The organism is Pseudomonas fluorescens HK44, assembly GCF_000217955.3.
Lineage (GTDB): Bacteria > Pseudomonadota > Gammaproteobacteria > Pseudomonadales > Pseudomonadaceae > Aquipseudomonas > Aquipseudomonas fluorescens_AQ.
On sequence record NZ_AFOY02000002.1, the window covers coordinates 115,318 to 141,761 of the forward strand.

At 61.4% G+C, this 26,444-nt stretch carries 22 protein-coding genes and 1 tRNA gene; 20 read left to right on the forward strand and 3 right to left on the reverse strand.

Features of this window, described 5'->3' with window-relative positions; translation table 11 throughout:
• Window positions 1–131: 131 nt before the first annotated feature.
• The 13 genes from HK44_RS00785 to HK44_RS00845 all read left to right on the forward strand — a co-directional run bounded on the left by HK44_RS00785 (window position 132) and on the right by HK44_RS00845 (window position 16,523).
• Window positions 132–1,604, forward strand: coding sequence for an aldehyde dehydrogenase family protein (locus HK44_RS00785; RefSeq protein ID WP_019689731.1), 1,473 nt, complete (start codon window positions 132–134; stop codon window positions 1,602–1,604).
• A 589-nt stretch (window positions 1,605–2,193) separates the two neighbouring features.
• Complete coding sequence (locus tag HK44_RS00790) at window positions 2,194–2,862, forward strand: haloacid dehalogenase type II (RefSeq protein WP_019689732.1); 669 nt, start codon at window positions 2,194–2,196, stop codon at window positions 2,860–2,862.
• Between the two features lie 55 nt (window positions 2,863–2,917).
• Window positions 2,918–4,192: an NAD(P)/FAD-dependent oxidoreductase gene (locus tag HK44_RS00795; protein WP_019689733.1), complete on the forward strand. Its 1,275-nt coding sequence runs from the start codon at window positions 2,918–2,920 to the stop codon at window positions 4,190–4,192.
• A gap of 95 nt (window positions 4,193–4,287) precedes the next feature.
• The gene (locus HK44_RS00800) at window positions 4,288–5,925 is read left to right on the forward strand and encodes an ABC transporter substrate-binding protein (RefSeq protein ID WP_019689734.1); all 1,638 of its coding nucleotides are present in this window, start codon (window positions 4,288–4,290) and stop codon (window positions 5,923–5,925) included.
• A 48-nt stretch (window positions 5,926–5,973) separates the two neighbouring features.
• Entirely contained in the window at window positions 5,974–6,930 is a 957-nt protein-coding gene (locus HK44_RS00805) for an ABC transporter permease (protein ID WP_019689735.1), read from the forward strand.
• Complete coding sequence (locus HK44_RS00810) at window positions 6,927–7,802, forward strand: ABC transporter permease (RefSeq protein WP_019689736.1); 876 nt, start codon at window positions 6,927–6,929, stop codon at window positions 7,800–7,802. Before HK44_RS00805 ends, HK44_RS00810 begins: the two co-directional genes overlap by 4 nt.
• A gap of 1 nt (window position 7,803) precedes the next feature.
• Window positions 7,804–9,645 carry an ABC transporter ATP-binding protein gene (locus HK44_RS00815; protein WP_019689737.1) on the forward strand — a complete coding sequence of 614 codons (1,842 nt, stop codon included), beginning with the start codon at window positions 7,804–7,806 and terminating at the stop codon, window positions 9,643–9,645.
• Complete coding sequence (locus HK44_RS00820; protein WP_019689738.1) at window positions 9,642–9,950, forward strand: (2Fe-2S)-binding protein; 309 nt, start codon at window positions 9,642–9,644, stop codon at window positions 9,948–9,950. Before HK44_RS00815 ends, HK44_RS00820 begins: the two co-directional genes overlap by 4 nt.
• Entirely contained in the window at window positions 9,932–11,323 is a 1,392-nt protein-coding gene (locus tag HK44_RS00825; RefSeq protein WP_019689739.1) for an NAD(P)/FAD-dependent oxidoreductase, read from the forward strand. The genes HK44_RS00820 and HK44_RS00825 overlap by 19 nt, the downstream gene beginning before the upstream one ends.
• On the forward strand, window positions 11,320–12,474 hold the full coding sequence (locus tag HK44_RS00830) for an NAD(P)/FAD-dependent oxidoreductase (RefSeq protein ID WP_019689740.1): 1,155 nt from the start codon (window positions 11,320–11,322) through the stop codon (window positions 12,472–12,474). Before HK44_RS00825 ends, HK44_RS00830 begins: the two co-directional genes overlap by 4 nt.
• The gene (gene argE / locus HK44_RS00835) at window positions 12,471–13,628 is read left to right on the forward strand and encodes an acetylornithine deacetylase (protein ID WP_019689741.1); all 1,158 of its coding nucleotides are present in this window, start codon (window positions 12,471–12,473) and stop codon (window positions 13,626–13,628) included. Before HK44_RS00830 ends, argE begins: the two co-directional genes overlap by 4 nt.
• 331 nt (window positions 13,629–13,959) lie before the next feature.
• The gene (locus HK44_RS00840; protein WP_019689742.1) at window positions 13,960–15,417 is read left to right on the forward strand and encodes an NAD-dependent succinate-semialdehyde dehydrogenase; all 1,458 of its coding nucleotides are present in this window, start codon (window positions 13,960–13,962) and stop codon (window positions 15,415–15,417) included.
• 26 nt (window positions 15,418–15,443) lie between these two features.
• A complete protein-coding gene (locus tag HK44_RS00845; RefSeq protein ID WP_019689743.1) occupies window positions 15,444–16,523 on the forward strand; it encodes a tartrate dehydrogenase in 1,080 nt (359 codons plus the stop codon).
• 122 nt (window positions 16,524–16,645) lie between these two features.
• Here HK44_RS00845 and HK44_RS00850 read toward each other — a convergent pair whose 3' ends face one another.
• Complete coding sequence (locus tag HK44_RS00850; protein ID WP_024264664.1) at window positions 16,646–17,572, reverse strand: 2-hydroxyacid dehydrogenase; 927 nt, start codon at window positions 17,570–17,572, stop codon at window positions 16,646–16,648.
• A gap of 272 nt (window positions 17,573–17,844) precedes the next feature.
• Between HK44_RS00850 and gabT the strand changes: the two genes are divergently transcribed.
• The 3 genes from gabT to HK44_RS00865 all read left to right on the forward strand — a co-directional run bounded on the left by gabT (window position 17,845) and on the right by HK44_RS00865 (window position 20,423).
• A complete protein-coding gene (gene gabT, locus HK44_RS00855) occupies window positions 17,845–19,137 on the forward strand; it encodes a 4-aminobutyrate--2-oxoglutarate transaminase (protein WP_019689745.1) in 1,293 nt (430 codons plus the stop codon).
• Between the two features lie 95 nt (window positions 19,138–19,232).
• Window positions 19,233–19,889, forward strand: a complete 657-nt coding sequence (locus tag HK44_RS00860; protein ID WP_019689746.1) for a 2-haloalkanoic acid dehalogenase — start codon at window positions 19,233–19,235, stop codon at window positions 19,887–19,889.
• Window positions 19,890–19,934: 45 nt separating this feature from the next.
• Window positions 19,935–20,423 carry an Lrp/AsnC family transcriptional regulator gene (locus HK44_RS00865; RefSeq protein WP_008055821.1) on the forward strand — a complete coding sequence of 163 codons (489 nt, stop codon included), beginning with the start codon at window positions 19,935–19,937 and terminating at the stop codon, window positions 20,421–20,423.
• 64 nt (window positions 20,424–20,487) lie between these two features.
• Here HK44_RS00865 and HK44_RS00870 read toward each other — a convergent pair whose 3' ends face one another.
• Window positions 20,488–20,889, reverse strand: a complete 402-nt coding sequence (locus HK44_RS00870) for a hypothetical protein (RefSeq protein WP_019689747.1) — start codon at window positions 20,887–20,889, stop codon at window positions 20,488–20,490.
• A gap of 100 nt (window positions 20,890–20,989) precedes the next feature.
• Window positions 20,990–21,295 carry a hypothetical protein gene (locus HK44_RS00875; RefSeq protein WP_019689748.1) on the reverse strand — a complete coding sequence of 102 codons (306 nt, stop codon included), beginning with the start codon at window positions 21,293–21,295 and terminating at the stop codon, window positions 20,990–20,992.
• Window positions 21,296–21,609: 314 nt separating this feature from the next.
• On the opposite strand from HK44_RS00875, the gene HK44_RS00880 reads away from it, so the two are divergent.
• The 4 genes from HK44_RS00880 (at window position 21,610) to HK44_RS00895 (ending at window position 26,110) form a co-directional block, all read left to right on the forward strand.
• Window positions 21,610–22,623, forward strand: a complete 1,014-nt coding sequence (locus HK44_RS00880; protein ID WP_019689749.1) for a GlxA family transcriptional regulator — start codon at window positions 21,610–21,612, stop codon at window positions 22,621–22,623.
• Window positions 22,624–22,786: 163 nt separating this feature from the next.
• On the forward strand, window positions 22,787–23,440 hold the full coding sequence (locus HK44_RS00885; protein WP_019689750.1) for a peroxiredoxin: 654 nt from the start codon (window positions 22,787–22,789) through the stop codon (window positions 23,438–23,440).
• A 191-nt stretch (window positions 23,441–23,631) separates the two neighbouring features.
• Window positions 23,632–23,706 (forward strand) — tRNA-Gln (locus HK44_RS00890).
• Between the two features lie 445 nt (window positions 23,707–24,151).
• Window positions 24,152–26,110, forward strand: a complete 1,959-nt coding sequence (locus HK44_RS00895; protein ID WP_019689751.1) for a methyl-accepting chemotaxis protein — start codon at window positions 24,152–24,154, stop codon at window positions 26,108–26,110.
• The last annotated feature ends 334 nt before the right edge of the window (window positions 26,111–26,444 follow it).

The following is a 26,444-nucleotide window of genomic DNA, read 5'->3' on the forward strand; positions in this document are numbered from 1 at the left end:
CCGCACGCCCGAAGCCGCAAGACCACACTTACTACTTAATTGCCCGGCAAGGTCGGCAGCAAATGCTTGGGCTTTTTTTCTACGATGGAGGCCTGAGTTCACGACTCGCCGTCCCTTTCTTGGAGTGCTCCATGGATAGCTTCGATCCTCGCCTTATCGCTGTGCGCAGCGCTCATTTCATCGCCGGCCAATACCGCGATGCTCAACCGGGGCTTGAGGTGGTGCGGCCGTCGGATGGCCAGGTCTATGCCCAGTTGCCGATTGCCGATGCCGCCCTGGTGGATGAAGCGGTCAACGATGCCTGGCAGGCGTTCAATCGCAGCAATTGGGCCAGCCGCCCACCTCGGGAGCGGGCGCGGGTCATGCGCCGTTGGGCCGATCTGATCGAAGCTGACGCCGCTGTCCTGGCGCCGCTGGAAGCGGTGGGTTCGACCCGTCCCCATAAAGATGTGATCGCCTGGGATATTCCCTATGTCGCCGAGGGCATTCGTTTCTTTGCCGAACTGGCGGACAAGCATGGCGGTCATGTGGCTGCCACCCAGACCGATCGACTGGGCATGCAGATCGCCGAACCCTACGGCGTGATTGCCGCCATCGCGCCGTGGAATTTCCCGTTGAGCATGGCCTCCTGGAAAGTCGCGCCGGCGCTGGCCGCAGGCAATGCCGTGGTGCTCAAGCCTTCAGAGCTGACGCCGTTTTCCAGTCTGCGCTTTGCCGAGTTGGCGTTGCAGGCGGGGATGCCGGCGGGGATTTTCAACGTGATTCAGGGCGATGGCCGCGTTACGGGCGATGCCTTGTGCCGTCATCCGCGGGTGGGCAAGGTGACCTTTACCGGTTCCACCGCGACCGGCTCGAGCATCATGGCCACCTGCGCGCTGGTCGGTCCGAAACCGGTCACCCTGGAACTCGGCGGCAAGAGCCCGCAGCTGGTCTTCGCCGATGTACCGGATATCGCCAAAACCGCTCGCACGGTGGCCATGGCCATTACCGGTAATGCCGGGCAGGTGTGCGTGTCCGGGTCTCGGCTGTTGATCCAGCGCTCGATCATGGAACCGTTTATCGCCCACTTGCAGGCGTATTTCGAGGCGCTGCGCCCCGGCCCGACCTGGTCGTCCGACAGCACGCTATCGCCGATCATTTCCCGGCTGCAGGCCAGCCGCATCGATGGCATCGTCCAGCGCTCGCGTCAGGCCGGTGCCGAAGTGCTGACCGGTGGCGGGCTGTTCGAGGGTCTCGGTGGCGCCTATTACCAGCCGACCTTGCTGACCGGCCTGGACCACCAGAACCCGGCGATCTGCGAAGAAATCTTCGGCCCGGTGCTGACGGTGCAGGCGTTCGATGATGAAGAACAGGCGCTGAGCCTGGCGGCACATGCGACTTACGGTCTGGCGGCGGGTGTGCATACGGCCGACATCAACCGCGCCTTGCGTCTGGTTCGGCGCCTCGAGGCGGGGACCGTGTGGGTCAATCGTTACGGACGCAGTAACGACTACATTCTGCCGACCGGTGGCTACAAGCGCTCCGGCATCGGTAAGGACCTGGGGCGCGAAGCGTTCGAAGCCAATTTGCGTTTCAAGAGTGTGCTGATCGATATCGTCCAGTAGGCGGCTGGCACATAGCCCTCTGTTGTCAGGGGGGCTTGCCCTAATACCAGTCAGTTAAGGAACAATTCGCCGAGCACAAAACCTGTGGCGAGGGAGCTTGCTCCCGCTCGGCCGCGAAGCGGTCGTAATCCGGCAATCGCCCTCCATCTGGATACTCGCGGTGGCTGATTTTAGGGTCGCTTCGCCCGAGCGCGGACCGACCCGCGGGAGCAAGCTCCCTCGCCACAGGTGATCTACAAACCGTAAATCCTAATCGTGCTCAAACGGGCGCTTCCTCAGGGAAGCGCCCGTTTTCGTTCTGTCCGGCGCAGGTTCTGCGGTAAATCCGTTTGCGCGTAAGCCTTGCGGCGTTATAAAGGCCCATAAGGGCGCATGAATACGGGGTTTGCCCAAGGCTGGAGCGACCCGCAAAGTCTGCTGAGGGGGGGCGCTAAAACGGTGGTTTGTATCGAGCAGAGGTCGCTTTTAACGCCATCTGCTGATTTCACGGTGGTGTAATGACGGTGTGCTGCAGCGTTGCATCACGGCTCCCGGAACGGAGCGAATGCTTGTCACGCCATGACCTCAACGAACTTCAGGACCGCACTCAATGAGCTTTCTTCGCCCCAAATTCATTACGTTCGACTGCTACGGTACGCTGACCAATTTCCACATGGGTACGATGACTCGCGAGCTGTTCGCCGATCGCGTGGTGCCCGAGCAGATGGAGCAGTTCGTCAAGGACTTCTCGGCCTATCGCCTGGACCAGGTCATGGGTGACTGGAGGCCGTATGACGAAATCCTCAAGACCGCGCTGGCGCGGACCTGCAAGCGTTGGGGCATTGAATACCGTGACGAAGGTCAGTTGTATTACGACGCTGTGCCGACCTGGGGCCCGCACCCGGACGTACCGGCCGGCCTGTCGAAAATCGCCGACAAGATCCCGCTGGTGATTTTCTCCAACGCCAGCAACAGCCAGATCATGTCCAACGTCGATAAGCTCGGCGCACCGTTTCACAAAGTTTTTACCGCCGAGCAGGCACAAGCCTACAAACCACGCCTGGCCGCGTTCGAGTACATGCTCGACAACCTCAATTGCGGCCCGGAAGACATCTTGCATGTGTCGTCGAGCTTCCGTTACGACCTGATGCCGGCTCACGACATGAAGATCAAGAACAAGGCCTTCGTCGCCCGTGGTCACGAAGTCCCGGCCAATGCTTTCTACGAGTACCGGCAGATCACCGACATCGGCGGGCTGGCCGCGCTGGTCGGTCTCTGAGTCGTCACGGCAACGGCATTCTCACGGCAGTCTTTTTGGTAGAGGCGGGTTAGACATGGGCAGTGAATCCTACTGGCTCGACACCGCACCGGCGTTCACCGGTGCTCAGCCCGGCGCATTGCCCGGGCAGGTCGACGTGGTCATCGTCGGGGGTGGTTTCACCGGCCTGGCGGCGGCTCGGGCGCTGGCCTTGAAGGGCTCCAGTGTGGTGGTGCTGGAGGCCGGCAGGGTGATCGGCGAAGCCTCGGGTCGTAACGGCGGTCAGTGCAATACCGGCGTGGCCCAGGATTACGCCGGCCTGAGCGCCAGCCTCGGCGCGGACAAGGCACGGGCCTATTACAAGGCTTACGAGAGTGCCGTGCACAGCGTGGTTTCGCTGGTGGAGCAGGAGCAGATCGCCTGCGACCTCAAGCGTAACGGCAAGCTCAAGCTGGCCGCCAAGCCGATGCACTACGAGGGCCTGGCGCGGACTTGCGAGTTGATTCACCGGGAGGTCGATGCCGATGTCGAGTTGCTGACCGCCGAACAGATCCGCGCTGAAGTCGACTCGGCCCAGTTCCACGGTGGCTTGCTGCAGCGCAACGGCGTGCAGATGCATGTCGGGCGCTTCGGCGTCGGTCTGGCCGAAGCGGCGGCACGGCACGGTGCGTTGATCTATCAAGACACGCCGGTGACGGACTGGAAAGCCCAGGCCGGCGGCTATCGGGTCAACACCGCCAAGGGTTCGCTGCACGCCGGGCAAGTGCTGCTGGCGACCGGCGCCTGTCAGCACGGCGGGTTGGGCTGGTATCGGCGGCGGATCGTGCCGGTGGGCAGTTTCGTGATCGCCACCGAGGTCCTTCCCCAGAGCCTGATCGACCAATTGCTGCCCGGTCGGCGAGCCTATGTCACCAGCCGCATGATTGGTAACTACTTTCGCCTGACCCCGGACAACCGCCTGCTGTTTGGCGGCCGTGCGCGGTTTGCCATGTCCGACAGTGTCTCCGACGCCAAGAGCGGCAAGGTGCTGCGGGCGGCGATGGTGCAGATGTTTCCGGCATTGGCCAAGGTGAAGATCGATTACTGCTGGGGCGGGCTGGTGGACATGACCTCCGACCGGTTGCCCCGTGCCGGCCAGCACGGCGGGGTTTATCACTCCATGGGCTACAGCGGCCATGGGGTGCAGATGTCGGTGCACATGGGCCAGGTGATGGCCGAAGTGATGGCCGGCAAGGTCGAGGCCAATCCCTGGCGCGAACTCGACTGGCCGGCGATTCCCGGGCACTTCGGCAAACCATGGTTCCTGCCGCTGGTGGGCGCTTATTACCGGTTCCAGGACTATTTGCATTGAGTTGATGTTGTGGCTTCACCGTCGTTTGCGTTTCCAGGACGCCGCGGATAACCGCGAGCACTCGAACCTTCTGTTTATAGACAGGTACAGCTTAAATGAATGATGACAAGATCGACTCCAAACTGATCTCCGGCCAGGAAAGCCTGAGAGTCTTCGAAGGCCTTAATCGCGGCATGTCGCGCCGCAACGCGTTGCAATTGCTTGGTGTCGCCGGGGTGGCTGCAGCGGGCGCCGGCAGCCTGTTCGGCGCCGCCGGAAAACTGTTTGCCGACGAAGCCGCAAGCCCCGGCAAAGGCAAGCCGGGCGGGCGGATTCGCGTCGCCGGCATGTCCAGCTCCACCGCCGATACCCTGGACCCGGCCAAAGGTGCGCTGTCCACCGACTACGCACGCCACTATATGTTCTACAACGGCCTGACCCGTTTCGACAGCCATCTGGTGCCGCAACTGGAGCTGGCCGAGCGCATCGACAACACCGATGCGACGCTGTGGACCATTACCTTGCGCAAGGACGTGACCTTCCACAACGGCAAAACCCTGAGCGCCGCCGACGTGGTGTTCTCGCTGTCGCGGCACAAGGACCCGCTGACCGGTTCCAAGGTCATGCCGCTGATGGAGCAGTTCGCCGAAATCAAGGCCACTGGCCCCAATGAGGTGCAGATCCGCCTGAGCGCGCCGAACGCCGAACTGCCGTCGATCCTCGCCGTGTCGCACCTGCTGATCGTTCCCGAAGGCACCACCGACTTCAATCAGGGCATCGGTACCGGACCGTTCAAGGTCAAGGAGTTCAAACCGGGCGTGCGTTCGATTGCTGCGCGCAATACCGGCTACTGGAAACCGGGCCTGCCTTACCTGGACGAGATCGAGTTCATCGCCATTGCCGACGAGCCATCGCGGGTCAACGCGCTGCTGTCGGGCGACGTGCACATGATCAACGAGGTCAACCCGCGCTCCACCACGCGAATCAAGGCCAGCGCCGGTCACCGCGTCGTCGATGCACCCTCGGGCAACTACACCGACTTGATCATCCGTCAGGATCAGATGCCCGGCAAAAGCGCGGAATTCACCCAGGCCATGAAACACCTGATGGACCGCGAGCAGATCAAGTCCGCGGTGTTCCGTGGTTTTGCGGTGGTCGGTAACGACCATCCGATTGCCCCCGGCTCGCGTTACTACAACGCTGACCTGCCGCAGACCGTCTACGACCCGGAGAAAGCCAGGTTCCTGCTGAAGAAGGCCGGCATGGACAGCATCAACATGCCGCTGGTCGCGTCACCTGCCGCGACCGGTTCGGTGGACATCGCGGTGCTGTTGCAGCAATCGGCGAAACAGGCCGGGCTCAAGCTCGACGTCAACCGCCTGCCCAGCGACGGCTACTGGTCCAACCACTGGATGAAGCACCCGTTGAGCTTCGGCAACATCAACCCGCGGCCGAACGCCGACGTGATGTTTTCGCAGTTCTTCCAGTCGAGCGCACCGTGGAACGAATCCGGCTGGAAGAACGACCAGTTCGACCAGTTGCTGATGCTCGCCCGCGCGGAAACCGACGACGCCAAGCGCAGCAAGATGTACGCGGACATGCAGACCCTGGCGCATGACCACTGCGGTATCGGCATCCCGGTGTTCATCAGCAACATCGACGGCGTCGACCAGCGCGTCAAAGGCTATGGCAGCAACCCGTTGGGCGGCTTCATGGGCTACATGTTCGCCGAGCAGGTCTGGCTGGATGCTTGATGGGCCGATGAGGTTTGTGCCGTAGCAACATTGCAGGAGAACAGGGCGATGAATAGCAACACACTGTGGTTGATCGGCCGGCGTATGGGCGCCGCGATCGTGACCTTGTTGATCGTGTCCATGGTGGTTTTCGCCATCACGGCGGTATTGCCGGGGGACGCGGCACAACAGGCCCTCGGGCAGTTCGCCACGCCGGAACAGGTGGCGGCACTGCGGCTGAAACTGGGGCTCGATCAGCCCGGTGTGTTGCGTTACCTGCACTGGTTGATGAGTTTGCTCAGCGGCGACATGGGCCTGTCGGTCTCCAACGCCATGCCGGTCAGCGACTTGATGGCCGGTCGGGTGCCCAACACGCTGATGCTGGCGGCCGCCACGGCGCTGGTGTCAGTGCCGGTGGCGCTGATTCTGGGCATCGGTTCGGCCATGGGCCGGGGCGGGCGCGTCGACAGCTTCCTCAGCTTTGTCACCCTGGCGATGGTCGCTGTACCGGAGTTTTTGGTGGCAACGCTGGCGGTGCTGATTTTTGCGGTGAACCTGGGTTGGCTATCGGCGCTGTCCTATGCCAGCGACATCACCTCACCGCTGCAATTTCTGCGCACCTACGCCTTGCCGGTGATGACGCTCTGCTGCGTGATCGTTGCGCAAATGGCGCGCATGACCCGGGCGGCGGTGATCGATCAACTCGATAGCCCTTATGTGGAAATGGCCCGGCTCAAAGGCGTGAGCCCGGTGCGGATTGTCCTGCGCCATGCCTTGCCCAATGCCATCGGGCCGATTGCCAATGCCATCGCCTTGAGTCTGTCCTACCTGCTGGGCGGGGTGGTGATCGTCGAGACGATCTTCAACTATCCCGGCATCGCCAGCCTGATGGTCGATGCGGTGACCAACCGTGACATGGCGCTGGTCCAGGCCTGCACCATGCTGTTTTGTACGGCGTACCTGGGGTTGGTGCTGATTGCCGACCTGTGCGCGATTCTTTCCAATCCAAGGCTGAGAAACCAATGAACAAGCTCATTGTGAAATCGATGCCTGTGACCCCCGACCTGTCGGTTGGCAAGGTGTCAAACGGGCCATCCTGGCTGGGTCTGGTCGGGGCTGCGATGTGTTTTATCTGGTTGCTGGTGGCGGTCTTCGGCCCGTGGCTGGCGCCGCACCCGGTCGGTGAAGTGGTCTCTGACAATGTCTTCGACAGCCTGAGTGCCGCGTACCCCTTAGGCACCGATTACCTGGGCCGCGACATGCTCAGCCGAATCCTCGTCGGTGCCCGTTTTACGGTCGGCCTGGCGCTGGTTGCCGCCGTGCTGGCCAGCGGTCTGGGCACCAGTTGTGCACTGTTGTCGGTGGTCTCGCCGAAATGGCTGGATGAAATCATCAGCCGCTTGATGGACGCGTTTATTTCGATCCCGAGCAAGATGCTGGCGCTGATCATGGTCTCGGCCTTCGGTTCTTCGGTGACGTTGCTGATCTGCACCGCGGTGCTGAGTTTCACCCCCGGCGCGTTCCGCATTGCCCGCAGTATGGCGGTCAACATCGAAGCGCTGGAGTACGTGCAAGTGGCCCGAACCCGTGGCGAACGCCGGCTGTATATCGCCTGTGTGGAAATCCTGCCGAACATGCTCAACCCGGTCCTGACCGACCTCGGGCTGCGCTTCGGTTTCATTGTGTTGTTGCTCAGCGGCATGAGTTTCCTCGGCCTGGGTGTGCAACCGCCAGATGCCGACCTCGGGTCGCTGGTGCGCGAAAACATTGGCGGCCTCAATCAGGGCGCGCCGGCCATCGTGATTCCGGCGCTGGCGATTGGCACCCTGACCATTGGCGTGAATCTGTTCATCGACAGACTGTCGTCCCGGCGTAGTCGACGTACGGGGGGGCATTGAGATGAGCGAATTGATTCGGGTCCAGGACCTGCGCGTGGTCGCCTGTGGCGAACGCGGCGAAGTAGAAATCGTCAAGGGCGTGAGTTTCTCCCTGGAAAAAGGCGAAGTGCTGGCGCTGATCGGTGAGTCGGGCTCCGGCAAGACCACCATCGCCCTGGCACTGCTCGGTTACGCCCGGCGCGGTTGCCGATTGGCCGGCGGCGTGGTGCAAGTCGGCGAACACGACATGCTGGCGCTGAGCGAGCGCGAACTGCAAGGCCTGCGGGGGAACCGTGTGTCGTATATCGCGCAAAGCGCAGCGGCGGCGTTCAACCCGGCGAAAAAGCTCATCGACCAAGTGGTGGAGGGCGCGTTGATTCATGGTCTGGGCAACCGGACCGTGCTCGAAGCCAAAGCCATCGAGCTGTTTCGCGACCTGGCCCTGCCGGACCCTGAACACATCGGCCAGCGCTATCCGCATCAAGTGTCTGGCGGGCAATTGCAGCGGGTGATGGCGGCCATGGCGCTGATCAGCGATCCGCTGCTGGTGGTGCTCGACGAGCCGACCACCGCCCTCGACGTGACCACTCAAATCGACGTGCTGCGCGCTTTCAAGCGAGTGGTGCGCGAACGGGGAGCGACGGCGGTCTACGTGTCCCACGACCTGGCCGTGGTGGCGCAAATGGCCGATCAGATCGTCGTGCTCAATGGCGGTCAGATCTTCGAACAGAGCGCCACCGCGCCGTTGCTCAAAGGCCCGGCCCATGAATACACGCGCAGCCTGCTGGCGGCGGCGCGCCCGGATACGACGATCCGCCCGCCCTGCGGTGTGGCCGAAGATCAGCCACTGCTGACCATCAAAGGTTTGACCGCTGGCTACGGCAACAAAAACACCCAAGGCATGCCGTCGATTCGCGTGCTGGAAGACATCGACCTGACGGTGCGCAGGGGTCAGGCCATCGGCGTGATCGGTGAGTCGGGCTCTGGTAAATCGACCCTGGCGCGGGTGGTGGCCGGGTTGCTGACGCCGGCGTTGGGTGGCCTGACCTTTGATGGTCAGCCACTGGGCGGCAGCCTTTGCGACCGTACCGACGAACAATTCAGGCGCATTCAAATGGTCTTCCAGAACGCCGACACCGCGCTCAATCCGATGCACAGCATCAGCACCATTCTGAGCCGGCCGCTGAAGATGTATTTCGGCCTCAAGGGCGCCGCATTGCGCGAGCGCATCGGCGAACTGCTGGACCTGGTGCGCTTGCCACGGAGCCTGGCCGAACGTCGGCCGAATGAACTCTCTGGCGGGCAAAAACAACGGGTCAACCTGGCCCGCGCACTGGCGGCCAAGCCGGACCTGATTCTGTGCGATGAAGTGACCTCGGCGCTGGATACGGTGGTCGGCGCGGCGATTCTTGAACTGCTGCGCGACCTGCGTCAGGAGCTGGGAGTGTCGTATCTGTTCATCAGCCACGACATCTCCACCGTGCGCGCGCTGTGTGACGACATCGTGGTGATGTACAGCGGCTACAAGGTTCAGGAGGGCAGTCGGCAGTCGTTTGCCCGGGCGCCGTTCCATCCTTACACCGACCTGTTGATTCATTCGGTGCCGGAGCTGCGTCAGGGCTGGCTGGAAAACTGCGGCACCACCTGCGGCACGCTGCCGCCGATCGGTGCAAAGGCCAACGTGCCGGAGTTGTGCACGTTCCTCAATCGCTGCCCGGTGCGGGTCGACGGTCTGTGCAATCGCACTGCGCCGAATCGCCGGACGATTGTCGGTGGCAGTGAAATCCTCTGCCATCACGACAGTGCCGAGCTGCTGAAAACCCAGCAGGATTTGAACAGCATGATTCAGGGAGCCTATGCATGAAGGGGCGTTTTGTGAGGCTGGCCGAGCAGGGCCGGCCAACCGTCAAATTGAAGGTGGACGGCACACCCATCGAGGCGTTGCAGGGCGACACGCTGATGGTTGCGTTGCTGACCCAGGGTTCGGCGCTGCGTCAGTCGGAGTTCGATTCGGGCCGGCGGGCCGGTTTTTGCCTGATGGGCGCCTGTCAGGATTGCTGGGTCTGGACCCGCAGCGGCGAACGTCTGCGCGCCTGTTCCAACGAAGTCCGTGAAGGGCTGGATATCGTCACCACACAACCGGAGGCGATATGGCCACTGCACGGCTGAGCACTCATCGAGTGGTGATCGTCGGCGCTGGGCCGGCCGGTATTCGCTGCGCCGAAACCTTGCTGGCGGCGGGCTGCACGCCGATCCTGATCGATGAAAATCGCCGGGATGGCGGGCAGATCTACCGGCGCCAACCGCAAGGTTTTACCCGCGATTACACCACGTTGTACGGCACCGAAGCGGCCAAGGCCAAAGACTTGCATCAAAGCTTCGACCGCTTGCGCGGGTTGATCGATTACCGCCCGGACACGCTGGTGTGGAACCTCACGCCGGGGCAACTGTGCTGCGTCAGTCAGGGCACACACTCGACGGTTGATTACGACGCGCTGATCCTCTGCACCGGCGCCACGGACCGCTTGATGCCGATCGAAGGCTGGCAACTGGCGGGCACCTACAGCCTCGGCGGCGCGCAGATCGCGCTCAAATCCCAGGCGGTGTCCATCGGTCATCGTGTGGTGTTCATGGGCAGCGGGCCGTTGCTGTACCTGGTCGCCAGTCAATACCTCAAGGCCGGTGCCAACGTGGCGGCGGTGCTCGACACTTCGCCGCCGAGCAAGCGCATCGGCGCTTTGCCGAAGCTGCTGGCGCGCCCCGGATTGCTGTTCACCGGGATGAAACTGTTGGCGCAGCTGTACCGGGCGAAGATCCCGGTGCACCTGGGGATTTCTCCGCTGCAAGTGCTGGGCGATGCCCAGAACGGTGTCAGTGGTGTGCGGGTGCGGACCGCCGAAGGCGAGACGTTGACGGTGGAGTGCGATGCCGTGGCCCTGGGTTATCACTTGCGCCCGGAAACCCAACTGGCGGATCTGGCCGGTTGCCGTTTGCGCTTTGATGAGGCGTCCAGTCAATGGTGGCTGGCCACCGATGAAGAAGGCCGAACCTCGGTAAATGGCGTGTATGCCGCCGGGGATGGTTCGAAAATTCGTGGTGCGGACGCCGCCGAACATGCCGGGCGCCTGGTGGCCATGGCACTGCTGGAGGATCTGCACCAGCCGGTGGACGCCGGGTTGCGCGACGAACAACGCCGCGCCCTGGCGGTGATGGACCAGTTTCGTCTCGGCCTGGCCCAGGCGTTTCCCTGGCCGTCGGCGCAAGCCAAGGCCTTGCCCGACTCGGCCATTGTCTGCCGCTGCGAGATGATCAGCGCTGGCGAATTGCGTCGCACCGTCAGCGAAAAGGGCGCCTGTGAAGTCAATCGGGCCAAGGCGTTCAGCCGGGTCGGCATGGGCCGCTGTCAGGGCCGTTATTGCTCCCAGGCGGGAGCCGAGGTGATTGCCGCGGCGGCAGGTGTCAACGTACAACTGGTCGGCCGCCAGCGTGGTCAGGCGCCGGTCAAACCGCTTTCGATGCTCACCGAGGAGGTGTCGCCATGACGCTACAGAAAGCCGATGTGGTGATTGTCGGGGGCGGCCTGATGGGCTCGGCAGTGGCGTTTTTCCTGCGCCAGCGCGGGCAGTCGGTGATCTTGCTGGAGCGCGACCAGATCGGTCAGTACGCCAGCGGCGTGAACTTCGGCAACGTCCGGCGCCAGGGGCGGTTCCTCGGTCAGCTGGAATTGGCCAATCGTTCCTGGGCGTTGTGGAAACGCCTGCCGGAGCTGATCGACGACGACCTCGAGTTCATCGCCAGCGGTCACATGCGCGTGTGCTACCGCGAAGACGAAATCGCCGAACTGGAGGCCTACGCCGCCGCTCCCGAGGCGGTGCAACTGGACCTGAAAATCTTTCGCGGTGCCGAGTTGCACCAGCGTTTTCCGTTTCTTGGGCCGGATGTGAAGGGCGGCTCCTACGCACCGCACGACGGCCACGCCAACCCGCGTCTGGCAGCCCCGGCGTTTGCCCGCGCCGCACGGCGCCTCGGTGCACGGATCGAAGAGCAGACCGAAGTCGCCGAAGTGCAAAAGGTTGGCGGCGAGTTCACCATCACCACCACCGATGGACGCCAGTTCAGCGCCGAACAGTTGCTGATTACCGCCGGTGCCTGGGGTCAGAAGCTGTCGGCGCAGTTCGGCGAACCGGTGCCGCTGGACACTCACGGCCCGCAAATGGCCGTGACCGAGCCGGTGCCCTACGCCTTGCCGACGGTGATCGGCGTGTACACCAAGATTCCCGAGGAAGTGATTTACTTCCGGCAGATCCCGCGCGGCAACATCGTCATCGGCGGTGGCTACCGCAGCAAGCCGGACATGCTCACCCGTCGGGCTCAGGTCGAGCCGCGCAGCATCCTCAACCAGATGCAGCAGATGCGTCGCTTGCTGCCGGGTGTCGGCAACCTGAACATCATCCGCGTCTGGAGCGGCATCGAAGGGTACTTGCCGGACTCCCTGCCGGTGATGGGCCGCAGCGGTACGGTCGACGGGTTGTTCTACGCGTTCGGCTTCTGCGGTCACGGCTTTCAGCTTGGCCCGGGCGTCGGCGACGTGATGGCCGAACTGATCAGCACCGGCAGCACCAACACTTCGATTGAGCCGTTCTCCATTCGCCGGTTCGCCCTTTCAGCCGAGCAACGGAGCAAGGCCTCATGAAACCCCGTGTACTGGATATTCTCAAACGCCTGATGGCCTTCGATACCGTGTCTTCGGAGTCGAATATGGCCTTGATCGAGTACGTGCGCGACCTGCTGCTGAGCAAGGGCATCGAGTCGCTGATCGTCAAGGATGAAACCTGCAAGAAGGCCAACCTGTTCGCCAGCACTGGCCCTAAGGAGTTGCCGGGGATTCTGCTGTCCGGGCACACCGACGTGGTCCCGGCAGCGGGCCAGGCCTGGACCGTTCCGGCGTTCCAGGCGACGGTGCAGGAGGGGCGGATTTACGGGCGCGGCAGCTGCGACATGAAGGGCTTTATCGCGTTGGCCATCGACGCCATGCTCGACGCCGCCGACCATTCGTTGAGCCGTCCACTGCAACTGGCGCTGTCCCATGACGAAGAGACCGGCTGCGTTGGCGTCCGGCGTTTGCTCGATGTGTTGCACCTGGCGCCGGTGCGGCCATTCCTGTGCCTGATTGGCGAGCCGACCAACATGCAGTTTGTGCTCGGGCACAAGGGCAAGGGTTCTTACCGCACGTACTGTCGAGGCCTGGAGGCGCACTCATCGCTGGCACCGCGCTCGGTCAATGCGATCCACGTGGCCTGCGATTTCATCGCGGCGCTGCGTCAGAGCCAACAGCAATTGCAAGAGCAGGGCGCTCAGGATACGGACTACGACGTGCCTTACAGCACGGTGCATGTCGGGCAGATTGTCGGCGGCAAGGCGCTGAACATCGTGCCGAACCTCTGCACCCTCGACTTCGAAGTGCGCAACCTGCCGGCAGACGATCTGGATCAGTTCCTGGCGCAGATGCAAGAGCGTGCGGAAGTGATCGTGCGCGAGGCCAAAAAGCTCTCCAGCGTGGCGGACATCGAGATTGAAACCCTCAATGTCTATCCAGGTCTCGATACCCATCCGAGTGTCGAAGCAGTGCGCTTTCTGAAGAACTTCGCCGCACCGGGTACCGGCACCGCCAAAGTCTCGTTCGGCACCGAAGGCGGTTTGTTCAAGCAGCGCCTGGATGTGCCGGTGGTGGTCTGCGGACCGGGCTCGATCGAACAGGCGCACAAGCCGGACGAGTTTATCGAGATCAGCCAGATGGAGGCCGGGGAGCGGTTTCTTGAGGGGTTGCTCGGTTCCCTGAAGCAGTGATGATCGTTCCCAGGCGATACGATTCCCTGTGGCGAGGGGGCTTGCCCCCGCTGGGTCGCGAAGCGGCCCTAAAACCTGCAACCCCATTTCGACAGGCACACCGCATCCACCGGATTTACGACTGCTTCGCAGCCGAGCAGGGCGGTGCGGCGTTCCGACAAGCCCCCTCGCCATAGGGATGCGGGTTGTCTGTCAGCTCCTCGAACTCCTTCGGTAGAGCCTGCCGTCCCACCGCAAATTTCAGCATCCGACGCTGCCCTCAAGGCGCTTTCAGCATCCTCTTGCGAGACACCTCCCTAGACTGGCAAGTGTCTCGGATCAGGACTCGACCATGCTCAAGAATCGTTTGAAAGACCCAAGCCTTTTGGCAGAACTCGCCTACATTGACGGGCAGTGGATCGGCGCCGACAACGCCGCGACGCTCGACGTCATCGACCCGGCCAACGGCCAGTTCCTCGCCCGCGTACCGGCGATGCAAGGCACGGAAACCCGCCGCGCCATCGACGCCGCCGAAAAAGCCTGGCCAGCCTGGCGTGCGCGCCCGGCCGCCGAGCGCGCGGCGCTGCTGGAGCGCTGGTATCAGGCGATGATCGACAACCTCGACGACCTCGCGTTGATCATGACCTGCGAACAGGGCAAACCACTGAACGAAGCCAAAGGCGAAATTCGCTACGGCGCCGGTTTCGTCAAATGGTTCGCCGAGGAAGCCCGCCGGGTTTACGGCGAAACCATGCCGGCTCCCAGCGGCGACCGCCGACTGCTGACCCTCAAGCAACCGGTGGGTGTCTGTGCGGCGATCACCCCGTGGAACTTTCCCAACGCGATGATCACCCGCAAGTGCGCGCCAGCCTTGGCAGCGGGTTGCCCGATCATCGTCAAACCCTCGGACCTGACGCCATTGTCGGCGCTGGCTCTGGCAGTGCTGGCCGAGCGCGTCGGCATTCCGGCCGGAGTGTTCAACGTGCTGACCGGAATGCCCGCCGGCATCGGCGAAGAGCTGACCGGCAACCCGACCGTACGCAAGATTTCCTTCACCGGTTCGACGGCGGTGGGTCGGTTACTGATGCGCCAGAGTGCCGAGCACATCAAGCGTTTGAGCCTGGAGCTGGGCGGCAATGCACCGTTCATTGTGTTCGACGATGCTGACCTGGAGCAGGCGGTGGCAGGCATCATGCTCAGCAAGTTTCGCAACGCCGGGCAGACCTGCGTCTGTGCCAACCGCATCCTGGTGCAGGACGGCATTTATGAGCGCTTCGCCCAGCGGCTGGTGGAGGAGGTGGGCAAGCTCAAGGTCGGCAACGGTCTGGACGCCGACGTCACTATCGGCCCGCTGATCAATCCGGCGGCGGTGAGCAAAGTCGCCCGGCATATCGACGATGCCCTGAGCCAGGGGGCGCGGTTGCTCTGCGGCAGTGTTCCCGACGGCGACAGTCAATTTGTCCAGCCAACGGTACTCGGCGATACCCACGCCGGCATGCTGCTGGCCAACGAAGAAACCTTCGGCCCGGTGGCGCCGCTGATGCGTTTTACCGACGAAGCCGAAGCACTCGCGCTGGCCAATGCCACACCTTATGGCCTGGGCGCCTACTATTTCACTCAGGACCTGCGCCGCTCATGGCGTTTCGGTGAAGCGCTGGAGTTCGGCATGGTCGGCCTCAACACCGGGATCATTTCCATGGAAGTCGCCCCGTTCGGCGGCATCAAGCAGTCGGGCCTGGGTCGTGAAGGCAGCAAGTACGGCCTGGATGAATACCTTGAAGTCAAAGCCTTCCACATTGGCGGGCTGTAACTCACAGACACGGGGAGCCACGATTGATGAGCAAGACATTCAGAATCGCTGCGATTGCCGGCGATGGCATCGGCAAGGAAGTCCTGCCCGAAGGGTTGCGGGTACTGGAGCAGGCCGCGAAGAAATGGCAGCTGGAGTTGAGCATCGAGGTGCTCGACTGGGCCCATTGCGATTACTACCTGGAGCATGGGCAGATGATGCCCGACGACTGGTTCGAACAGCTCAAGGGCTTTGACGCGATCTACTTCGGCGCCGTGGGTTGGCCGGACAAAGTGCCGGATCACATTTCCCTGTGGGGTTCGCTGCTGAAGTTTCGTCGGGATTTCGACCAGTACGTGAACATCCGCCCGGTGCGGCTGTTCCCCGGTGTGCCGTGCCCATTGGCTGGGCGCAAGCCGGGGGACATCGATTTCGTGGTGATTCGCGAGAACACCGAAGGCGAATATTCCTCGGTCGGCGGCAAGATGTTCGAAGGCACCGAGCATGAGTTCGTGCTGCAAGAGTCGGTGTTCACCCGGCGCGGCGTCGACCGGATTCTCAAGTTCGCTTTCGAGCTGGCCCAGACCCGGCCACGCAAACGCCTGACGGCGGCGACCAAGTCCAACGGCATTTCCATCAGCATGCCGTACTGGGACGAGCGCACCGCATTGATGGCCGCGCAGTACCCGGAGATCACCTGGGACAAGCAGCACATCGACATTCTGTGTGCGCGTTTCGTGCTGCAACCGGACCGCTTTGACGTGGTGGTGGCGTCGAACCTGTTCGGCGATATTCTCTCCGACCTCGGTCCGGCCTGCGCTGGCACCATCGGCATTGCGCCGTCGGCGAATCTTGATCCGGAGCGGCGTTTTCCGTCGCTGTTCGAACCGGTGCATGGCTCGGCACCGGATATCTATGGGCAGAACATCGCCAACCCGATTGCGATGATCTGGTCCGGGGCGTTGATGCTCGATTTCCTCGGAAACGGTGATGAGCGCTATCGCGCGGCGCATGACGGGATTTTGCAGGCGATCGAGCGGGTGATTGCCGAAGGGCCGATCACGCCGGATCTGGGCGGGAAGGGCTCGACTCAGGATGTCGGAAAGGCGATTGCCGACAGACTGTAAGTCACCCACCGAACTACTGTGTGCGAGCCTGCTCGCGATGAGGGCCTGACATTCAGCAGTGATGTTGACTGACAGTCCGCTATCGCGAGCAGGCTCGCTCCCACATTTTGATTTTTGTGTGTTCAGTAGCCTTGGGTGCGATCGATCTGGCCGACCATCGGCTTGCCACTTTGATGGCACCGAATATTCTCCAGCAACACCCCGAACGCACTTTCTGGCTGTGTCATCGCTGCAATGTGCGGGGTCAGCAGAATCTGCGGATGGTCCCAAAACGGATGATCCACCGGCGCCGGTTCTTCCTGCAGCACATCGAGTACGGCACCGCTCAGTTGTCCGCTGTCCAGCGCCTCCAGCAAATCGCTTTCCACCAGATGCCCGCCACGGCCCATGTTGATCAGCGCCGCGCCACGGGGAAGTTGCCGGAACAGCGTGCGGTCGAGAATGCCTTGGGTCTGTTCGGTCAGCGGCAGTACGCATAGCAGAATGTCGCACTGGCTCAGGAACGCTGGCAGTTGCTCGCTTCCGGCATGGCAATCGACGCCCGGGACTTGATGGGCACTGCGCGCCCAGCCGGACAACGCAAAACCCAGGGGCTGCAAGGTCGCCAGAATCTGTCGGGCCTGGGTCCCGAGGCCCATGACGCCAACCCGGCGCTTGGCCGCCGGTTGCAGCAAGTGAGCCTGCCAGCACCGGGCCATTTGTTGCTGGCGATAGCGCAGCATGTCCCGGTGCAGGCTGAGCACCGCAAAACTGGCGTATTCGCACATGCCGCGAGTGATGCCAGGGTCCAGCAGGCGCACCACTGGCAGGCTCGTCGGCAAGCGGTTCAAGTCCAGTTGATCGACCCCGGCGGACAACGCAAACAACACGCGCAGATTGGGCAGCAGAGCCGCAAGATCATCCGGTGCCTGCCAGGCGGCCAGGTACTGAATGTCCTTGGGGTCGCCAATGTCCGGCCAGGCGCGCCATTCGATGTCCGGGGCGTGGGCGGCGAACAGCGCTTTCCACTGTTCGCCGCGTACCGGGTCAGCTTTATAAAGCAGGGCCATGGGCATTTCCTGAAGGGTGAAGAGGCTGTCCATCATCGCGCAACGCCAGCGCAGGATCTGTCGAAAGGGCCGGGATAAACGCGTTGCACCCGTTTCTATCAGGTATGCCCCGGCAGATTCGGCGGGCTGAAGGAATCTGCCGTTTGGCAGGGTGAAAACAGTCGATCCGAATTTCTCAGGGCGCAAGTTCGGCGTAGTTCGTTTCGTACAAGCCTTAACCTGAACACCATCGCAACCACCTCCCGGTTGCCGGACTCACGATGGGAAATGCCATGAACAGCAAAGTCGACGAAACCCCTCATTTGCTCCGTCAGCGCGATCAATTCGTGCCACGTGGCCTGGTTACCGCTCACCCGTTGGTGATCGATCGCGCCCAAGGTGCCGAATTGTGGGACGTGGACGGCAGGCGCTACCTGGATTTTGTCGGCGGCATTGGCGTGCTGAACATCGGCCACAACCATCCGAAAGTAGTTGCTGCGGTGCAGGCCCAACTGCAAAAAGTCTCCCACGCGTGTTTTCAGGTGGTGGCCTATAAGCCTTATCTCGATCTGGCCCAGCGCCTGTGCGAAATGATCGGCGGCAACGAAGCGTATAAAGCGGCGTTCTTTACCTCCGGTGCTGAAGCGGTCGAAAACGCCGTCAAGATCGCCCGAGCCCACACCAACCGCTCGGCAGTGATCGCGTTTCGTGGCGGGTTTCACGGTCGCACCTTGCTTGGGACCACGCTGACCGGCATGAGCCAGCCGTACAAGCAGAACTTCGGGCCGTTCGCGCCGGAAGTGTTCCACACGCCGTACCCGAATGCCTATCGTGGCGTCAGCAGCGAGATGGCCCTCAAGGCCCTGGACGAGTTGCTGGCCACTCAGGTCGCCCCTGAGCGGGTCGCGGCAATCATCATTGAACCGGTCCAGGGCGACGGCGGTTTCCTCTCGGCGCCCGTGGAGTTCCTCCAGGCGTTGCGCGCCCTCACTGAAAAACACGGCATCGTGCTGATTCTCGATGAAATCCAGACCGGTTTTGGCCGTACCGGCAAGTGGTTCGGTTTCCAGCACGCCGGCATCCAGCCGGACCTGGTGACCGTCGCCAAGAGTCTTGCCGGTGGTCTACCGTTGTCCGGCGTGGTCGGCAAGGCCGGGATCATGGACGCGCCATTGCCTGGTGGCCTGGGCGGCACTTACGGCGGTAACGCGTTGTCATGCGCCGCCGCGCTGGCGGTGATCGAAGCCTACGAGCAAGAACAGCTGCTGGCGCGTGGCGACGCCCTGGGTGAGCGTTTGCGTCAGGGGTTGGTGCGCTTGCAGGCCCGTCACCCGCAAATCGGCGATGTGCGCGGCAGCGGGTTCATGCTGGCGATCGAGCTGATCAAGGATGACGACGCGCGTACCCCGGACGCGGACCTGAATCAGCGGCTGATCGACGAAGCCCGAGCCGGTGGTCTGCTGGTGATCAAATGCGGTGTGTACCGCAACGTGCTGCGCTTCCTTGCGCCGCTGGTGACAACAGAAGATCAGATCGTCGAAGCGCTGCAGATTCTTGAAGCAGCATTGGCACGCGTCTTGAACTGAGCTCATGCACGCTTCGGGCGGTACTGCAAGGTATCGCCCGTGGGCATTTATGGAGCATGGGGTGACGGAGTGCATTATTGGAGGCTTGGCTTACCATGGGGCTGACTGATTATCGAGCGTTGCTCATCGATTGCGATGAAGTCCTGGTCGATCGCGATTCGGGAGTCTGGACGGCGCTGCAACCGCTGCTCGACAGCCTTGGCGGTCGCCCGGACAAGGAGCAGGTACTGGCCGAATACAGCGAGGTGGTGCGTGCGCTCTACCCGCGTTTCGGTGAGCTGGGCTTTAGTGGCTTGCTGTGTTTCGCCCATCGCCAGTTGGCCGAGCGCTGGGGGCTGAGAGCCAGTTGGGAGGAGGGCATGAGTTTTGCCCGTTCGGTGGCCAATTGGTCGCTGTTCGAGGACGCGCCCGGCGCGATGTTGTACCTGCGCAAGTTCTATCGCTTGCTGGTGCAGGGCGATCGGGATGCCGAAGATCGAGGGCTGCTCTGTGAGCGTTTGGGGGTCATGCCCGACGACTTCATTTCACTGGCCAGCGATCCCTTGCTGGATCGGGACTGGTTACAGGCCAATGGGCTTGAGGCCCGGGAGATCCTGCAGGTGACCCGACCTTCTGCCAGTCGACAGGCGGCCAGCGATGTGTGCCTGATTTGTCGCGGGCGGGCAAAACCCGCAACGTCGTGTGCGGCGGATTACTGCATTAACAGCATGGCTGACCTGGTGGCTCAGCATCAGCTGTCTTTACGGCGCTGATTTTGCTAGAAGATTGTCCTACAAACGGCAATCAAGAGGTACGCAATGGAAGGTTTAGTGAAACTGGACCGGATCGACATCAGCATCTTGGTTGAGTTGCAAAAAGACGGGCGCATGACCAATGTCAGCCTGGCCGATGCCGTGGGGCTGTCAGCCAGTCCGTGCCTGCAACGGGTCAAGCGACTGGAGTCGGCCGGGTACATCTCGAGTTACAAGGCGCATTTGAACCTGGCCAAGATCACTGACTCGGTGACGGTGTTCACCGAGATCACCTTGAGCGATCACAAGCGCGAAGACTTCGCCAAGTTCGAGTCCAATATCCGCCTGGTGGATGAGGTGCTTGAATGCCATCTGATCAGCGGTGGCTACGATTATCTGGTGCGCTTCATGACCCGCAGCATCCAGCACTATCAGGAAGTGATCGAAAGCCTGCTGGACAAGAACATCGGCATCTCCAAGTACTTCAGTTACATCGTCATCAAGTCGCCCGTGCTCAAGGACGGCGTGCCGCTGCGCAAATTGCTGCGCCATTGAGACGTTCTCGATAAGCGCTTGTCGCCCGCCGCGTCTTTGCAAGAGGCACACGCCGGGCGGCACCTCAGGTATCGCGCAAAAGGTCGTGAGCGTTAAGCAGCTCGTAGGCAATCTCGGGGTGTTTTTCCAGACCGCGACGAATGGCGGCCGGAATCGACTGGCGGGTTTTGCGGCACAGCCCTGGCAGGTCCAGAAGCTGAATGCCGATGCCGCGCATGCTTCGCACTTCGTGCACGCTTGGGGTGATGTGCACGCGAATGCCTAATTGCTCGTACATCCGCCGCTGCAAATGCTCGAGGTCGGCCAGGCTCTGCAGATTCTCCAGCCGGTCGAGCAGGCGTTTTTCCTCTTGGCGGGTCAGGTGCAGGATGCGCAAATCCGCGCTGGGTATGTCCAGCAACTGTTCGCGCCTGCAATCGCAGGCACCGGGCGGGCAGGGTTGTCGAATCTGGAGAGAGGCTGTCATGGTCTCCAATCATAGCTATCGGCAACCGCTATTGCCCAGCGGGTTTGTCGCGACTCGATGAGGGTGTGGGGCGGACAAAACCACCCCGCACTGATCGCCCTCAGCCCCATGTGTTTCCGAGCGCTTCCAGACCGGCCCTTTGCAGGTCTTGTGGGCTCATGACGAGACGGAACTTGCAGGTGGCATCGAAGTTGAGAAAGAACGGTTCTGCAAAGCTGGGGATCTGGGAGGAGTCTTGTACGTCGATCAGGAAAATCCCGCCGCGCTGTCCATCCTGCTCGGTAAAGTAGGCAGCCTCCGGTTTGATGCTTTCCAGGATTCGCCCGATGACTTCGCCGACTTTCCCGGCTCTGACAAGCGCGTTGAAGGGTTCATTCGGGCACTCCACCATCATTAGCATTTTCATTATTCGATTCTCTTTTCAGATAGCTGCCTCATCTCCCTGCCTTTGCTCCTGGCGCTCACGCCACGAAGCCCGTATTCAACCGCTCCAGCGGTGTCTGGTTAAGCATAGCGAAGCATGAGCTGACGCCCGTTCAGGGTTACGGGCGGTCATCGCGCTGAATGTGTCTGGATCATGTCACCCGCTTCACCAAGGCTTTCAGCCTGCCTGATCAGTTGCATAATGATGCTGGTGGTGTTGAATCTTCTGCGGTTAGCATTGCGCTTTACCGACGCACCAAATGACAGGTGGGTTAACGCAACCGAGTAGGTCGAACATTGATCGAACGACGCCAATTTAGCGGAGGCATGAAGGGGAAAAACCTTCGCTATCTGAATGAAAATCCCAGTGATCCTGCTCAAATGACCCGGGCAGGATTTCTGCTGCTTGAGCATTTCTCGCTGCCCGCGTTCACCCAGGCGCTGGATACGATTGTCACTGCGAATCTGCTACGGCCCGGGTTGTTCGCTTCCCGAACGTTCGGCTTGAATGACGGGGAGGTCATCAGCGATCTCGGCCTGGTCATTCGTCCGGATGCGCGTTTTGATTCTTCAGCCATCCAGGACCTGGACCTGTTGGTCATTTGCGGCGGCTACCGGACAGAACTGAAGGCGACTGATGAGCTGATCAGCCTGTTGCGAGCAGCGGCAGACCGTGGCGTGAGTCTGGCCGGGTTGTGGAATGGCGCCTGGTTCCTCGGCAGCGCCGGCTTGCTGGATGGGTATCGTTGCGCCATTCACCCGGAACATCGCCCCGCACTCGCGGAAATCTCCAAGGCGACGCATGTCACCAGCGAAGCTTTTGTCATTGATCGAGACCGGCTCACCGCTTCCAGTCCCGCGGGGGCATTCCATATGGCGCTGGACTGGATCAAGGGTCTGCACGATAAAGCGCTGGTCGAGGGTATCGAGGACATTCTGGCTTTCGAGGAGTCTCGCTATCGGCGCATCAAACCGGCGGAAAATATCTGCGTGAGCGCGCCATTGCGCGAGGTGGTCAAGCTGATGGATGCCAACCTCGAAGAGCCCCTGGAGCTGGAGCAACTGGCGGTTTATGCCGGTCGTTCTCGTCGACAGCTCGAACGGTTGTTCAAGGAGCAACTGGGCACGACGCCGCAGCGGTATTACATGGAGCTGCGGATCACCGAGGCGCGGCGACTCCTGCAACACACCGAGCTGTCCCAGGTCGACGTGCTGGTGGCCTGCGGTTTTGTTTCACCCAGCCATTTCAGTAAATGCTATAGCTCGTACTTTGGATACAGACCCTCCAAGGAAACGCGACTGGTCAAATGAAAATGACGCCACCGCGAGACCGGGCCAAGCGATTGTCACGGCTGTCTTGATACGTCTCCTATACTGATTCGCGTTGCCAGGCTTAACCCAGGCATCCAACGCCGTCGGGCCCGCCGTCAGGGTTCTGACAGCTTCCCTATCAGTCACTGCAAGGAGATTGAACATGGCAATTCGCATTGGCGATGAAGCACCGGACTTCACCGCCGAAAGTACTGAAGGCCCGCTCCACTTCCACGAGTGGATTGGCGACAAGTGGGCGATCCTGTTCTCGCATCCGAAGGACTTCACGCCTGTCTGCACCACGGAACTCGGTTATATGGCCAGACTCAAGCCGGAGTTCGACAAGCGCAACACCAAGATAGTCGGGCTCAGCGTCGACCCGGTCAGTGACCACCGGGCCTGGCTTGGTGACATCGAAGAAACCCAGGGGCATGCGGTCAACTATCCGATGATCGGCGACGAGAACCTGGTCGTGGCGAAGCTCTACGACATGATTCACCCGAATGCCAGCGGCGGCTCACGCACCGCCGCGGACAACGCCACGGTGCGCTCCGTGTTCATCGTCGGCCCGGACAAGAAAGTCAAGGCGATGCTGATCTACCCAATGAGTGCCGGGCGCAACTTCGATGAAGTGTTGCGCCTGCTCGACTCGCTGCAATTAAACGCCAAGCATACGGTCGCCACCCCGGTAAACTGGCGCCCGGGCGAGGACGTCATCATTCCCACGTCGGTGTCCGACGAAGAGGCCAGGAAGAAATACCCGCAGGGCTTCAAGACGTTGAAACCCTATTTGCGCACCGTGGCGCAACCGAAGTAACTCAGCCAGCGTCCCTCCCTTGCAACGATTGCCTCAGGCTCGGGCAGGGGAGGGGTCTTTAACTCGATCAATAGCAAGTGGCTGTTTTAAAAACAATTTATATGGTTTAGGGGCTTCCCAGACGAAGCGAAAGTTGATAAATTTGCGCGCGTTCTTGCAGAGGCCCTTACGGGGCTTGCAGTAACAGCTACAGGGGCGTCGCCAAGCGGTAAGGCAGCAGGTTTTGATCCTGCCATGCGTTGGTTCAAATCCAGCCGCCCCTGCCATTTTCCTATGCTCATCCAGGTATTCCCTCAACCGCCAGGTTTTGCGTGAGTTCAGGATGATCGTCTTTGCCGGGCGACGTTATTCAAAGCGTTGCTCAAAGGCAGGCAGCTGATTCGACATGATCGGCTGAAGCGGCACCCAGACATTCCCCGTCGATGCCGACAACTGCACTTTCTCCCTTTGGCTGTTCCTCCTTCTGTATGCCTGGTCGTCGTTTTCGACGCTGTCTTTACACCTCACTCCGCTATCTCGAACTCACTGGTGAGCCTGTCATCCTTCGGATCTGACGCGCCACGAATGCCTGCATTTGCACAAGGTCACTGAAGATCAAGGTAGACGCTATGGGCTGATACAAAACGGAGTGTTCGGTAATTTGCACGGTTCTTGCAGAATAATTTACAGATGCCTTGATCTGTAACCCTTCTACCCGTGGAGTCGTTGAACATGCCGTTACGCTTGAAGTTAGCCCTAAGCTACCTGCTGATCGGTTTGATCCCGGTTCTGGGCATGGCCTTTACGGTCTATCAACAAGCCAGTACGGCCCTGCGCGAACAGACGCTGAACGCCCTCGAGGCGGTTGCCCATATCAAACAGCAGCAATTGCTGGATAACTGGCAGGAGCGGCGTAACCAGATCAGCACCCTGGCCAGTAACCTGAGTAACAGCTACCAGGGACTGGACGACACCGCGCTGATCAGCACCGCCCATTACGACCGCCCGATGTTTCAACACTTCATCAGCACCTTTGGTTACCGCGAGCTGAAACTGGTCATGCCCGATGGCACCATCATGCTCAGTGTGCAGAGCGACAGTGACGAAAAGCACAACCTCGGCGAAGACAGCCTGCGCGACACCTCGCTGGCGCGTCTGGTGAAGCAAAGCCGCGATAGCGGAAAACCGTTGATCAGCGACCTGCAGTACAACCCATCGAGCAAAGAGCCGACCCAGTATCTGGCCACCCCCGTCATGTCGAACGGTGAGCAACAAATGATCCTGGTTCTGGAGTTACCCATCGCCCCGCTCAATAACGTGATGCAAACCCGCCAGGGCCTGGGGGAAAAAGGCGAAACCTACCTGGTCGGCAGTGATGCCGGCTTGCGCTCGGACTCGGCACGTTTCCCTGAACGCCAGGTCAACCGCAGTCTCAATGCACAAACCGGTCTCACAGGCAGTGCTGTCAGCAATGCCCTGGCAGGCCAGCAGGGACGTATCGCCGAACCGGGGCTGGACGGCAACGGTGCGCTGAAAGTGTTTGTCCCCATCGCCTTCGATGACAACCATTGGGCCCTGATTGCTGAAATGGATCAGACCCAGGCGTTTGCCCCGGTACGTCAGTTGATGTGGCAAGTCTTGCTGCTCGGCCTGCTGACCGTCGCTGCCGTTGCCATCGCCACCTGGCTGGTCAGCCGCAGTGTGATGCGCCCGCTGGGCGGCGAACCGAGCAATATGACCGTACTGGCCCGTCGCTTGGCCGCAGGCGAGCTGAACCTGCCGACCGAGCAACGACAGCAGGCGGGTTTGATGCTGGCCCTGCATGAAATGGCTCAGGCCTGGCGCGATGTGATTGAGCGTCTGCGCCAATCCAGCCAGGACGTCGGTCAGGCCAGCAGCGAGATTCTAAGCGCCGCCGGGCAAACCAGCGAACGCCTCGACCTGCAGCAAGAGTCGCTGGAAATGGTCGTCAGCGCCGTCGAGCAAATGTCCTGTACCGTGCAGGACATTGCCCGCAATGCCGCCGACAGTGCACATGGCAGCACCGCCGCACGGGGTGCCTTTGGCGAGATGCAAGGCACCTTGCAACAGATGATCGGCCAGCAGGGACGCTTGCTGAACGACATCGGTCGGGCGGGCAGAGTGGTTGACACCCTGACCAGCGACGCCCTGCAAATCGGCAGCGTGCTCGCGGTGATCCGAGGCATTGCCGAACAAACCAATCTGCTGGCGCTCAACGCCGCTATCGAAGCCGCGCGCGCCGGGGAACAAGGCCGTGGCTTTGCTGTGGTCGCCGACGAGGTGCGCAACCTTGCCCAACGCACCAGCAGCGCCACCGAAGAAATTGTTGCCATCACCAGCACCTTGCAAAGTTCTTCCACCGAAGCCTTGCAGGCGATGCAGGCATCGGCCGAACAAGCACATTCGCTGGAGCGTGAAACCCAGGTCGTGCTGACCTCGCTCAGCCAGTTGGACAACTCCCTGCAAGGCGTGCACGCCCTCGCTGTGCAGATCGCTGTCGCAGCGAACGAACAGGCCGGAACCACGCAGGAGGTGAATCAGCATATGCACCGCTTGCACGACATGACCCGTGATAACCGGCGCAATGCGGCACATACCCGCAGCAGCGGCGAGCACCTGCAGCAAGTGGCCAACAATCAGCAGGCCCTGGTGCTGCGCTTCCGCCTCTAGCCGCTGGCACCCACTCAGTCGTCGTGCATCGCTCGGAGATTCAAATCCTGCGATGCCAACGTCTCGGGAACAGCGCGTGCCCAAGGCAGTTGCGTGTTTTCGCCAACAGCTTCCAAACGCACAACTTCGCGCAACCCACTCGGGTTGCCCGCCGTCATGGGTGTCACCGCGCACCTCACTTCTGCCTGTCCTTCGAGTACTGGAAAGTGCCTCGACTGTCGTAAAAACGACCTGTTGACGCTGAACGCGAACCCCCGTGACTTTTCTGTTGAACGACTGTTCAGCTTGGACTATGTTCGTTCCACCTTCTTCCCCGGCTGGTTGCGGGCTTGCG